Annotated in this window: 11 protein-coding genes, 1 tRNA gene, 1 other RNA gene and 1 pseudogene; 2 read left to right on the top strand and 12 right to left on the bottom strand. The window is 70.4% G+C overall.

Translation table 11 applies throughout. The features are described from left to right. Together E1166_RS25845 and ffs are read right to left on the bottom strand one after the other, a co-directional pair. Positions 1 to 1,232: DNA polymerase III subunit gamma and tau (locus E1166_RS25845; RefSeq protein WP_132342540.1), on the bottom strand; the 1,232-nt coding region annotated here is incomplete at its 3' end. 208 nt (positions 1,233 to 1,440) lie between these two features. Continuing rightward, positions 1,441 to 1,531: signal recognition particle sRNA small type (gene ffs, locus E1166_RS25840), an RNA gene on the bottom strand. 82 nt (positions 1,532 to 1,613) lie between these two features. Between ffs and E1166_RS25835 the strand changes: the two genes are divergently transcribed. Together E1166_RS25835 and E1166_RS25830 are read left to right on the top strand one after the other, a co-directional pair. Next, a tRNA-Ser gene (locus tag E1166_RS25835) sits at positions 1,614 to 1,698 on the top strand. A 244-nt stretch (positions 1,699 to 1,942) separates the two neighbouring features. Further along, positions 1,943 to 2,806 (top strand): hypothetical protein, encoded by an 864-nt coding sequence (locus E1166_RS25830; RefSeq protein ID WP_132342538.1) that lies wholly within the window; start codon positions 1,943 to 1,945, stop codon positions 2,804 to 2,806. A gap of 55 nt (positions 2,807 to 2,861) precedes the next feature. Here E1166_RS25830 and E1166_RS25825 read toward each other — a convergent pair whose 3' ends face one another. The 10 genes and pseudogenes from E1166_RS25825 to E1166_RS25780 form a co-directional block, all read right to left on the bottom strand. Next, the gene (locus tag E1166_RS25825) at positions 2,862 to 4,073 is read right to left on the bottom strand and encodes a site-specific integrase (protein WP_132342536.1); all 1,212 of its coding nucleotides are present in this window, start codon (positions 4,071 to 4,073) and stop codon (positions 2,862 to 2,864) included. 16 nt (positions 4,074 to 4,089) lie between these two features. After that, the gene (locus tag E1166_RS25820; RefSeq protein WP_132342534.1) at positions 4,090 to 4,299 is read right to left on the bottom strand and encodes a helix-turn-helix domain-containing protein; all 210 of its coding nucleotides are present in this window, start codon (positions 4,297 to 4,299) and stop codon (positions 4,090 to 4,092) included. A 480-nt stretch (positions 4,300 to 4,779) separates the two neighbouring features. Further along, on the bottom strand, positions 4,780 to 6,339 hold the full coding sequence (locus E1166_RS25815; RefSeq protein ID WP_132342532.1) for a hypothetical protein: 1,560 nt from the start codon (positions 6,337 to 6,339) through the stop codon (positions 4,780 to 4,782). Further along, entirely contained in the window at positions 6,336 to 7,328 is a 993-nt protein-coding gene (locus tag E1166_RS25810; RefSeq protein ID WP_132342531.1) for a bifunctional DNA primase/polymerase, read from the bottom strand. Before E1166_RS25810 ends, E1166_RS25815 begins: the two co-directional genes overlap by 4 nt. After that, positions 7,321 to 7,653 carry a hypothetical protein gene (locus tag E1166_RS25805; RefSeq protein WP_132342542.1) on the bottom strand — a complete coding sequence of 111 codons (333 nt, stop codon included), beginning with the start codon at positions 7,651 to 7,653 and terminating at the stop codon, positions 7,321 to 7,323. Before E1166_RS25805 ends, E1166_RS25810 begins: the two co-directional genes overlap by 8 nt. After that, on the bottom strand, positions 7,653 to 7,946 hold the full coding sequence (locus E1166_RS25800) for a hypothetical protein (RefSeq protein ID WP_132342529.1): 294 nt from the start codon (positions 7,944 to 7,946) through the stop codon (positions 7,653 to 7,655). Before E1166_RS25800 ends, E1166_RS25805 begins: the two co-directional genes overlap by 1 nt. Next, complete coding sequence (locus tag E1166_RS25795; RefSeq protein WP_132342527.1) at positions 7,943 to 8,191, bottom strand: hypothetical protein; 249 nt, start codon at positions 8,189 to 8,191, stop codon at positions 7,943 to 7,945. Before E1166_RS25795 ends, E1166_RS25800 begins: the two co-directional genes overlap by 4 nt. A gap of 142 nt (positions 8,192 to 8,333) precedes the next feature. After that, positions 8,334 to 10,550 carry a cell division protein FtsK gene (locus tag E1166_RS25790; protein ID WP_243710517.1) on the bottom strand — a complete coding sequence of 739 codons (2,217 nt, stop codon included), beginning with the start codon at positions 10,548 to 10,550 and terminating at the stop codon, positions 8,334 to 8,336. Between the two features lie 22 nt (positions 10,551 to 10,572). Further along, positions 10,573 to 11,040, bottom strand: a complete 468-nt coding sequence (locus E1166_RS25785) for a DUF3307 domain-containing protein (protein ID WP_132342524.1) — start codon at positions 11,038 to 11,040, stop codon at positions 10,573 to 10,575. A 96-nt stretch (positions 11,041 to 11,136) separates the two neighbouring features. Continuing rightward, a pseudogene (locus E1166_RS25780) lies at positions 11,137 to 11,668 on the bottom strand (ABC transporter permease); the annotation flags it as partial.

Raw genomic sequence — 11,668 nt, 5'->3', positions numbered from 1 at the left:
GGCTCCGGGCGTACCTGCGGGGGGTGGGCGACCGGCGCGGGGCCGGCGGCCGCCGACGGCAGCTCCACGCCACCCAGGGTGAGCCGGCGTTCCATCCGTTCCAGCCGCTGGAGCAGCCCGCCGGTCGAGTCGTCCACGCCGGGCAGCATCATCCGGGCGCAGATCAGCTCCAGCAGCAGCCGGGGAGCGGTGGTGCCGCGCATCTCGACCAGACCGTTGTGCACGATGTCGGCGCACCGCGACAGGGTGCCCGGGCCGAGCTGCTGGGCCTGGGCGGCCATCCGCTCGATCTGGTCGGCGGGGCCGTCGATCAGGCCCTTCGCGGCGGCGTCCGGCACCTGCTGGAGCACGATCAGGTCGCGCAGCCGTTCCAGCAGATCGGCGGCGAACCGGCGCGGGTCGTGACCGGCCTCGGCCACCCGGTCGACGGTGGCGTACGCCGCCGCGCCGTCCCCCGCCGCCAGCGCGTCGCACATCTCGTCGATCAGCGCCGAGTCGGTGACGCCGAGCAGCGCGGCGGCCCGCGCGTAGCTGACCCCCTCCGGGCCGGCGCCCGCGATGAGCTGGTCGAGTACGGAGAGGCTGTCCCGGGCGCTGCCGCCGCCGGCACGGACCACGAGGGGGAAGACGGCCGGCTCGACCCGGACCCCCTCGGCCTCGCAGAGCTGCTCCAGGTAGGGGCGCAGCACCTTCGGCGGAATCAGCCGGAACGGGTAGTGGTGGGTCCGCGACTTGATCGTGCCGAGGACCTTCTCCGGCTCGGTGGTGGCGAAGATGAACTTGACGTACTCCGGCGGCTCCTCGACCAGCTTGAGCAGGGCGTTGAAGCCGGCCGACGAGACCATGTGCGCCTCGTCGATGACATAGATCTTGAAGCGGCTCCGGGCCGGCGCGAAGATCGCCTTCTCGCGGAGTTCCCGGGCGTCGTCGACACCGCCGTGGCTGGCCGCGTCGATCTCCAGCACGTCGATCGAGCCACCGTCGGTGGTCAGTTCTCGGCACGACTCGCACTGCCCGCACGGCTCCGGGGTGGGCCCCTGCTCACAGTTCAGCGAGCGGGCCAGGATGCGGGCACTGGAGGTCTTGCCACAGCCGCGCGGGCCGGAGAAGAGGTAGGCGTGGTTGAGCCGACCGCTGCGCAGCGCCTGCGACAGCGGCTCGGTGACGTGCTCCTGACCGATGACCTCGGCGAAGGTGCGCGGCCGGTACTTGCGGTAAAGGGCCAGTGCCACCCGTACCGCCTCCTCTCGACCGAGCCATTCTGCGCCGGTCGGGCGCAGCTGACCACCCACCACCCCGCCCGAACTCGGAGCTCGCCGGGAGCCCCGCGTCGTTTGCGGCATCTGGGGGTATCCGGGTGCTCGGACACCGCAAGATGCCGCGGACCGCGAGGACACGGCCAAGACCTGGCCCGGGACAGGGCCTCGGCGCGCAAGACAGAAAGGCCCCCCGTGCACCCGTCAGAGCCCGCTTATCCTTGCTGCCTTCCGGCCCTGGGGAGGTTCACGAGATGCACGCCGCACGGGGGGTACCGCCAACCCTACCCGACGCGCGGTCGATCTTCAGGGGGTGGTGGGGTGGCCGGCCCGACGGCGACCTGTATCCTGGCTCGCGGAGGATTCGCCTAGAGGCCTAGGGCGCACGCTTGGAAAGCGTGTTGGGTTCACACCCTCACGAGTTCGAATCTCGTATCCTCCGCTCGCTTGAGCAGCACGAACGCGAGGGCCGGTCCACCAGGACCGGCCCTCGCGTCGTCTCCACACCTGACTCCCGTCTCACTTCTCGTCTCAGTTGCCGGCTACTCGGCGTTGAGGCCAAGCAGGGTCATGCACGCACGGACCGGGCTGGGCAGCCAGCAGGGCCAAGCGGCGACCCAACCTGACGAGACGAGCGGCGTCACAACCATGTTGTCCCCGGGACGTCCCAGGGCTTGAATGACCGGGTGACCGAAGTCGAAGCACCAGTCGGTGAGAGTGACCCACCCGCCGACCCTCTGAAGACGCAGTTGCAGAAATGGCTAATGAGCCAGGGGTATCCTTTAGAATTGCGCACAGCCCAAGCTTTCAGAGAGATCGGCCACGTACGCCAGTCGGATTACTATTATGACAGCGAATCCGCGTGTCACCGCGAGATCGACGTAGTGGTTAGCATCAGGTCGGATGCCAAATCACGCACCGAGTGGCTAGACACCCTCTTATGCATTGAAGCAAAGAGCGGCGCCGACAAACCATGGGTACTTTTCTGCGGGGAGAGAATTCCCCCGCTCCACCCGGTGGCGCAGGTTGTGCAGAGGTTTGCCTCACCCGCCGCCCGAGAGTGGGTTTCCTTCGCCGCACACAGCCACGCAGTGCGCGCCCTGCCACTACTAACTATCGAGGATCACCCTGGGCACAACCTCATAAAAGCGAACCTCGGCCCAAATCAGGGCGGCGATGTAGCCTACAAAGCGATCATCTCGGCCGTGAAGGCTGCCCACTGGGAGACAACCCGAGAAGATATCCACCCTGGGCTTAACAAGATATCCGTCATCGCATTCCCAGTAATTGTGATCGACGCGCCGCTGTTCAAATGCGACATCGACGAGGCAGGGGAGCTTCGACTCTGGCGAGTCGATATGGGCACCTTAATCTGGCATAACAACGTCGTGCAATCCGCTCCACCTCACACAATTGTCCATGTTGTAACAGAGGCTGGCATCCAGGAGTATGCACGGCAAGCATCCGAGACGGCGCACGGGCTCTCAGTGTCTTACAACAGAATCCGGCGTCGGAAGCTTGCCAGCCAGGGGAAGTCCGAGCAGGAGTGACCGGCTGCTACTCGGCGCCATTTGCGACGAGTAACAGCCGGTCACATTCCGCTATTTACATCTGTTCAGGCCCCCAAATCAAGCCCCCGAGCTGTTGCGCGATGTCGCGGCGAACCTGATCCGTCATGTGCTGGTACCGGACCGCCATTGCCGAGTTCGACCAGCCCATGATGCCCATCACCGCGCGGCCGGAGACGCCGAGGACCAGGAGCGCGGTGGCGGCGGTGTGCCGCGCGTCATGTAGCCGGCCGTCCCGCACTCCGGCGAGCTTGAGCAGCCGTTTCCACTCGTCGTAGTCCGTCGCCTGGTGGATGGCCTCGCCGGCCGGTGAGGCGAACACCCACCCTTCGTCGCGCCAAAGTTGGGCGGCGGTTTCGCGCTCGGCGTCCTGTTCTTTTCGGTGCTGCCGGAGTAGTTCGACCAGGGCGTCCGGCAGGCCGATGGAGCGGCGGCCAGCGCGGGATTTGGTGTCCGCCGCTACCGGCCGCTCGTTCACCCGGTCGGGGCATTGCCCGGGCAACTTCTGCTCACACTTCCCCTCGCAGCCGTGCCGCCATTTCGGCCGGAGAAGCGCGCGGCGCACGGTCAGCGTCCCGTTGTCCAAATCCACGTCCGGCCATTTCAGGCCGAGCGCTTCGCCCTGGCGCAGCCCGAGGGCCAGCGCTACCGCCCACCGGGCGCTGTTCCGCCGCGAGGCCGCCGCGCGGAGGATCGCCTGCACCTCCGGAACGGAGTACGGCTGAACCTCGGAATCCGGGAGGCGGGGCGGCTTGGCCAGCGCGGCAGGATTCCGGGCGAGGTGCCCGCGGCGCACCGCCTCGCCGAGGGCCGTACGGATCGTTCGGTGCGCCTGGTGGGCGGTGCCGGCAGCACTCCCGGTGGCCATCATCCGGGTATACAGCTTCTCCAGGTGCTCCGGCTCCAGGCGGTCGAGGCGGTGAGCGCCCACGCCGGGGATCAGGTGCCGACGGACGGCGACCCGGTAGCCGTCGAGGGTGTTCGTGCGAACCACCGGGCCGGCGATGTTCTCGACCCAGTGCGTGAGCCACTTCTCGACCGTCCAGCGCTGCCCCGGCTTCCGGACCGTGCCGTGGTCGCGCTCGCGTTCCAGCGCGCGAACCTTGCGGATCACCTCGGCCTCGGTCTTCGCCTGGACGTGCCGCCGGTCCGGCTTCCCGTTGTCCTTTACTCCGACCGTGACGCGGCCGTGCCAGTAGCCGTCACCACCTTTGTAGATGCTCGATGCACCGTTCGGCTTGCGTCCCATGGGCTGGCTCCTTTCGTCAGGCGGCGTGGTCGAGGTGGGTGGGTTCGGCGAGCAGGTTCCGCACGTATTCGTCGAGGCAGAAGGTGGGGACGCGGCGGAGGCGGCCGATGGTGACGGTGCGGATCTGGCCGGTCTTGATAAGGGCGTACATGGTGGTGCGGCCGATGCCGAGGCGTTGGGCGGCTTCTTCGATGGTGAGGACGACGCGGTTTTCTGGCGTGGGCACGGCTTCTCCCCGTGGTTCCGGTGGGTTGAGAGCGCCGGTGGTGGGCGTTCTCGTCGGGTGAGGGTCAGTTGCTAGGTGCGGCAGGGGAATCGATGGCGACCGCTAGAACGGACCGTTGAGAGCGCCGTAGGGCCAAGATTTCGGGCGGGCCGGTGTGATGGCATGGCTCGGTTCGGCTCCGGGGCTCTCAGCGGGCTGGTCTTCGCGGGTTGGTCGCGGTGGTGGGCGGTCGTTGTGGGAGGGGCTGAACCATCTCCGCATCTCCGCATCTCCGCAAACGTGGCTGTGAGCTGGGCGAATGCTTGCGGAGATGCGGAGTTCCGTTGATCGGTCATCTCCGCAATTGGGGTTCATCTCCGCAGCAGGTTGCGGAGATGCGGAGATCGATGGTTTCTGAGGGCCTGATCTCCGCAGAGTGTTTCCGCTGGTGGTGGCGGGTTAGTGCGGCGTTGCGGAGATGCGGAGATGGTTCAGCGGTTTTCATCCGTCGTGGTGTTCGACCCAGAAGACGGCGCGGTCGCCTCGGTCGTTGCGGCCGGCGCGGATGACGTGGTTGCCGCGCCAGCGTCCGGCTTGTCCGGTGAGCATGCGGCCGAGTTGGAGCGGGTTGGGTAGGCGGCCGTTGTGGGTGGTGATGAACTGTCCGTCCCACGGGTCGTGGGTGTCGCTGCCGAGTTGCAGGGGTTCGGCGTCGCGGCGGAGGTCGGCGGCGGTGATTGCACGGCTGCCGTGGCGGTCGTGCCAGGTGGTGAGGAACGCGCGCCAGCGCGTTTCGTCTTCATCGATCTCGCGGATGTCGGCGGCGTTGGTGAGGAAGCCGTCGATGCCGTGGTGGTCAAGGAATCCGCCGAGGGCTTGTGCCCAAGGGGTGAACTGCCGCATGGACAGCCCGGACACCTTGGGTGCTCCTTGGCGGGTCCAATCGAGGACGAGGACCAGGAGGTGCCACAGGACGGTGAGTTGGTTGGTCGGGTCGGTGATCCACTGGTCGAGGTGCGGGATGCCGAATCCGGTTTGGTCGCGGAGTTCGGGGCGGGGCATGTCGGGGTCGAGGTGCACGCGGACGGTGCGGGAGGCCATGTCGCCGCCGACTTGCAGGTTGTTGCCGGTGGCCATCCACAGCCGGTCGTTGACGGTGGCGATGTTCCGCGACGCCCCGAGCTGCCGGTCGGACCAGACGCCGCTGGTGACGAGCTGGGCGAGCACGGCGGAGTCGATGACGCTGCCCTCGGCGAGGTTGTCCCAGATGACCACGCCGACCTGCTCGGCCAGCACAGCGGTGATGGACTTGCGCAGCTCTTCATCCGAGTAGGCCCACGTCATCACGCGCTGCCCGTAGAGCATGCCGGGACCGGCGGTCAGGATCGTCTTGCCGCTCGACGGCATGGTGGCGTCGATCAGCGCGAACGGGGTCAGGGAGCGGGTGAAGTGTCGCAGGATCGGCGTGGCCAGCAGCGCCACGTAATTCGCTCGATCGGCGGCCGACGCCCACGGGAAGTCGCGCAGGAACCGGCCGAGCAGGAACCTGCGTGCCTCGGCCACCTGCTCGGCGGTGGGTTCGTCCGGCACGGGAGGTAGGGCGACTTTGGAGGCGAGGTAGAGGCCGGTGGCCTTGTCGTAGCCGGGTTGCTGCAACAGGGTGCCGTCGCGGCGCAGGACGGGTGCGCCGATGATGCCGCGCAGCGGCGCCACCCCTGGCCACGTCTTGCCTGCCAGTACGGAGGCGAGGGTGTCGCGGGGCGGGGTGACTTCCTCTTCGAACATCTCGGGGTCGCCGGTGTCGCTCTTGCGGGTCTTGAGCCGGTAGACGTAGGCGTGCTCGGCGAGCAGCCCGGCCAGACCGGCCGGCGTGACCACGCTCGCCGACACCGGCAGCGGCGAGTCCTCATCGGCGGCGGTGGCCAGGCCGCCGGAGACGGCTTCCATGTGCACGAGCTGCCCGGCTGAGACGTAGGTGTCGGGCAGCAGCCCGTCGGTCAGGGCGGCTTTGAGGACGCGGATGGTTTCCGGGCCGGTGCCGATCTGCAACCGCTCGGTCATGCCGCCCTCCCGAGGTCGGTCAGGTGGCGGGGCTGGCGTGCGCCGACCCGCAGGCCGGACGCGATCGTGCGGGCGATCTCGCCGTGGCGCAGGCCGATGGACAGGGCGACGGGTTCCAGGACGGCGGTCACGTCGTCGTCGGTGAGCGCACCTCCGGCGGCGAGCTGGCCGAGCGCCACGGCCGAGGCGAACAGGGCGTGGTTGCGCTGCCCGTCGTGGGCGGCGGCGAGGTGGGCGACCTGGCGGCGAATCGCGGCAGCCAGGTAGCGGCCGTGCCGGTCGACCGGCAGGCTCACCGCGGCTGTCTGCCGGGCCGGTCGCGGGGCGGGTGCGAGCAGCCCGGCCAACCAGTCCGGCAGCGGTGCGGGCTCGTAGTCGAGGGCGACGGCGTAGGGGCGACCGGCGACCGTCGAGCCGGCGGCGACGACGTAGCCGCCGTGGGCGCGGGTGTCGACCTTCCAGCCGAGGCCGCCCCGGTCGCCGGTGGTGTTGCGCAGCTCGGGGCCGGTGTCGGGGTGGCGGTAGTAGAGGTGGGTGCCGCCGCTGCCGGTGGTCACCGTGTGCGTGGCGTCGATACCGGTGCGCGGCGGGGCGTCCGGGCCGAACCCGTCGAACGGGTCGATCGGGGTGCCGTGCCGGGCGGCGAGGGTGGCGAACACGTCCCACCCGTCGCACGCCCCCGCCCACTCGGCAGGCGGGGTGTCGTCGGGGTGCTTGGGCACGTCCAGGTCGACCACCACCAGACCAGACGGCCCGCACGCGATGCCGATGCCGTAGGGGCGGGTCGACCATGCGCGGCGGATGCGGCAGGGGTCGGTGGTGGCGCGCTGCTCCCACCCGACGTGTCCGGCGCGGCAGCGCGGGTCGCGGCCGGTGCAGTCGTCGGCGGTGTGGTCGGGGAACGCGGGCCGCTTGTCGTTCGGCCGCAGCGGGAAGACGTGCCAGCCGCGCGCGGCGTGGGCGAGCGCGGCGGCGAGCAGGTCAGACATAGGGAACTCCTGTCCAGGATCGAGCGGCGGTTGGCCGGCGGTGGGCGCGGGCGGTGTCGAGGTCGATCAGCGCGCCGCGCGAGGTGTCCGGGGCGCGGGTCGGTTGCTTGCCGGTGGCGACGGTGAGGCGCAGGTAGAGCCGGTGGCGGCCGGCGTCGCTGCCGGTCAGCGCCCGGCGGGTGCCGTGCTGAACCACCCGCCCGGCGGCGGTCAGGGCGACGGTGGCCGCGTCCAGCTCGGCCGGCGTGCCGGTCAACCACACTTCGAGGCCGCCGGTGAGGTGCGGGTCGCGGGGCGATGCGCCGTCGCGGCGCGGCGCGGGTATCACGCGGGTCGCCTCGGTCGGGGCCGGGCCGTGATGGCGGCGCGGGTGACGGCTTGGCGCAGGTCGCCGAGCAGTCCTACCAACTGGCGGCGGGCGGGCAGCTCGGCCGAGGCGAGGGCGACCCTGACGCGGATCTCGGCGTGTTCCCGGCCAGCGGCGGTGCGGACGCGGACGAGGACGGCGCGGGCGTGGCCGGGGATGTCGACCACGATTTCTGGTGAGCGGTGCTCGCCGAGGCCGCAGCGGTGGTCCCGGCCGCACCAGTCGGTGTGACCGGCGGGTTGCCGGTTCATCGGGTGGCCTCGGTGCGGAGGCGGTGGAAGAAGTTGAAGACGCGCCGTCCGGTGCGAAGTCGGTGGCCTCGGTCGCAGCGGCGGCAGGCACGCGGGCGGCGCAGCACGCGGGTGGTGGTGTGGCCGGTCCCGGCGCAGCGCTGGCAGCGCGTGAACGGGCTGATCCAGCACAGCCCGGCGTAACCGAGCGTGACCAGGGCGGCGGCGGTGATGGTGAGGCTAGCGAGGGTGAGCAGGGGGTCCACAAGTGCCTCCAGGGCCGGTTTTCGGGCGTGAAGGGCCGTGAGCTGCTATCCGCTAGGCCGCAGCTCATGATTCGGATCGGGTGCTAGCGGGGGTGCTAGCGCTAGCAGGTCGGGCCGCTAGCGCTAGCACCCTCCGGCGTGGTCAGCCGGCGGACCGCTTCCGGTCACGCTCTGCAATGGCCTTGATGAGGTCGGCGTGCTTGATGCCGCGCCGGGTGGTCGGCTTGCCGTCGATGCGCCGGCCCACGTCGGCGACCTTCACGAGCGGGTGGGGCTTGAGCGCGGTGGTGAGCTGCGCGGCTTCCCACCCGCCGTAGACCTCGGGTCGCAGCTCGGCGAGCAGACCGCACAGCGTCTCGTTCCACGCGGCCTTGTCGTCGCCCGGCCACACGCGGGCCAGGTCGCCGAGTACGTCCGCGACGGGGACCACCTCGCGGGTTTGCTCGTCGGGCTTGGGCAGGGTTCCGGCCGCCTGGCGCAGCGCGACAGCGCGGGCGACGACCTTGGCGGCCTCGGTGGTGTTGACGTAGTACGACTTCACCGCCGAGGGCTTCGGGCCGAAGCCGCGCAGGATGCCCCACCCGGCCTCATCGACCGGCACGAACACCGTCGCCCGGTAGCCCTGCTTGTAGGCCGAAGTGCCAAGGATCATGTCGTTCGCGGTCTGGTCGGCCACGGACAGGCAGAACCGGGAGTTGACGTTGCGGGTGATGCCGGTGGGCAGGCTGTCCTTGTCGGGGATCTGCGTGCCGATCAGGATGATCACGCCGAGCGCCCGGCCGAGCTTGATGACCTTTTCCAGGATTTCGCCGGCTTCCTTGGCGTACTTGCTGGTCATCAGCTCTTGCAGCTCATCGAACCAGGCCACCAGCGGGTGAAGGCCGGACCCCTTGAGCGACGCCAGTTCGGCCGTGACCTTGTTCTCTGGGGCCTTGCCGAGGCGGGCGTAGTGCTCGATGCGCTTGGAGCGGCGGCGGCACTCCTCGTAGAGCCACTCGATGAACGCGAAGCACCGGGCGAGGGTTTCGTCATCGAAGCCGTTGCCGTACTCGGCCATGACCTGCTCCAAGACGGCGAAATCCCCGACGCCCTTGAGTTCGTAACCCCGAATCTCGGCGCGCGGATCCAGCGACGCGGCCAGCAACAGCGTGCGCAGCGCGAACGTCTTACCCGAGCCGGGCTGACCGCCGAACAGCCAGTTGCGGAACATCAGCTCGGCGTCGATCGCGTCCAATCGCGGGGTGGTGGCGAACGGGAACGCCTTGAACAGGTCGACCTTCGCGCCGGCCGACAGCAGCGGCCAGGGCGGCGGGGTCATCTGCGACGCCGGTTCGTAGCCGACCCACAGCGCCAGCCGGCCCGTGTGACCCGGTGCGGGCTCGGGCCACACCTGATCCAGCGGCAGCCGCATCGCCGAGGCGAGCTTGCCCCGCCGGGCCACCACCTCGGACGCCTCCACCCCGTACGGCAGATCGACCACCGCGAGGTGGCCGGGGCCGTCGCGGTGGATGTCCACCGGGAAGCTGATCGCCTTCGGATCCTTGGCAACCGCCGAGTTGATGGCCGGCAGTTGCAGCGAGGTCAGCGCCCGGCGGACCAGCTCGGCGGTGAGCTTGCGGTAGCGGGTGCCCTCGGTCACCCGATCGGTAAGCGGCTTGTCCGCCGGCCGTCCGAGGGTCGCCAGCAGCGGCAGCACCGCCGCCAGAGCGACCCACCGCCACCACGGCGGCCCGAGGGCCAGCACGATCGCGCCGGCCATCATCGCGCCGGCCGCCGCGGCGAGCACCCACCACCGCCACACGGTTTGACGCTGCCGGCGGGCGTCGAGCTTCATCCAGGTGTCGGCGTCGCCCTTGTTCGCGGCGGCCTGCCGCAGGTGCCAGTTGCCTTCCTCGGCGCTGGCCCAGTGCAGCGCCCGGCCGACGCCCCGGAACAGCCCGACCGGTGCCCACACGGCGGTCTTGGCCGCGTACTTGGGCAGGCGCACCGTGTGGTAGGCGGTGACGTAGCCAGCGTCCTTGCTCTGATGCCTGACGGCGGCCCGGAAGCCACGCCACGACCTGGCCCAGTCGGCCAGAATCGGCCGGCGGTTGCGCTGCCGGGCCAGCACGTCCGGCGGGATGTCCTCGGCCGCGTCTACCGGCCCGCCCTCGCGGTCCGGGTCGTCGGCGATGCTCTCGGCGTCCTCGCCGTCGTCGTCCAGGTCGCTTCCGTCACCGCCGGGCACGGATGCCTGCCGGCGGGCGCGGGCGTCGTCCAGGTCCACCACCTCGGCATCCGGGCCGGTGGGGTCGGTCAGGTCCGCCTCGGCGGCCTGCCAGTCGAAACGGTCGTCCTCATGGGGGTTGGGGCTAGCCACGATCGTTCTCCTGTCGTGTCGGTCAGGCGGCGATGAGCAGGGCGGAGACGAACAGGAACGCCACGTGCCAGGACTGATCCAGGGCGTACGCGCCGGTCCCGAGACAGGGCTTGTCGTCGTGGCCGGGGCGGGGCGTGCCGAGGGCGTAGAACTTCGCCGAGCCGAGCGCTTCGGCGATGCGCCGCAGCGGGGTGCGCCGGTCGGCGATGTAGTGCGACACCGCCGAGACGGTCAGCCCCACGCCGACCGCCCACGGGTCCAGCCGCAGCCCGGTGCCGGCGATCAGGAACATCAGCGCCACCAGGGCGGTCGCGGTGTAGGTGGCGACATGGGCGGCGCAGGCGAGGCGGCCGGGCCAGCCGGGCAGGCCCTTGTGGTCGGCTTGGTGCTGCGACTGGATCCAGTGGTCGCCTACCTGATGGGCGACGTAGAGGGCGGCGAACACGGCGGCGAACGTCGCGGCGTGCGCGCCGGTCGGATCTGCGAACATGAGGGGCATCTCCCGAGGTCGGTAGGTACGGCTGAGGGGTGAGGGCCGGCGGCGCGGCACGGTTTCCAGGCCGAGGGGCCGCGCCGCCGGGCGGAACTAGTCGTGCGAGCGGACCAGGTGCGCCAGCGCGGCACCCATGCCGAGCACCGCGACCGGCAGGCAGGCCACGGCGGTGGTGATCCACCACGGGGCCGAGGTGACCCCGGCGGCCACGAGCAGGTGGTAGGCGACCTGGCCGAGCGCGCCGACCACCAGGGACCCGAGCGCGGACCACTTGGCGAACCGCAGCGCCGGGGCGGGCACCCGACCGGAGAGCCACACGTAGAGCGCGTACGCGCCGTACGTCTCGACCCCGATCGGCAGGGTGATCGCGGAGTTGATGGAGAAGCTGTCCCAGATGCCCGGCAGCGGGTGCACGATGCCGAACCCGGTGAGCCCGCCGAGGCCAACCCACCCGGACCAGATCGCGACGAACGCCGGCAGCGCCAGCAGCACCACCGGCCAGGCGACCGCCCGGCGGGCCGGGGCGGTCGGGGCGGGCACGCCCGGGCGACTGACCGCGCTGGCCTCGGCCGGCGGCTCGGCCGTCGTAATCTCCAGGGCGGGCGTCGGGTCCGGCTCGACCGGC

Source organism: Micromonospora sp. KC213, assembly GCF_004348325.1.
GTDB lineage: Bacteria > Actinomycetota > Actinomycetes > Mycobacteriales > Micromonosporaceae > Micromonospora.
This window is presented reverse-complemented; position numbering and strand designations above follow the sequence as displayed.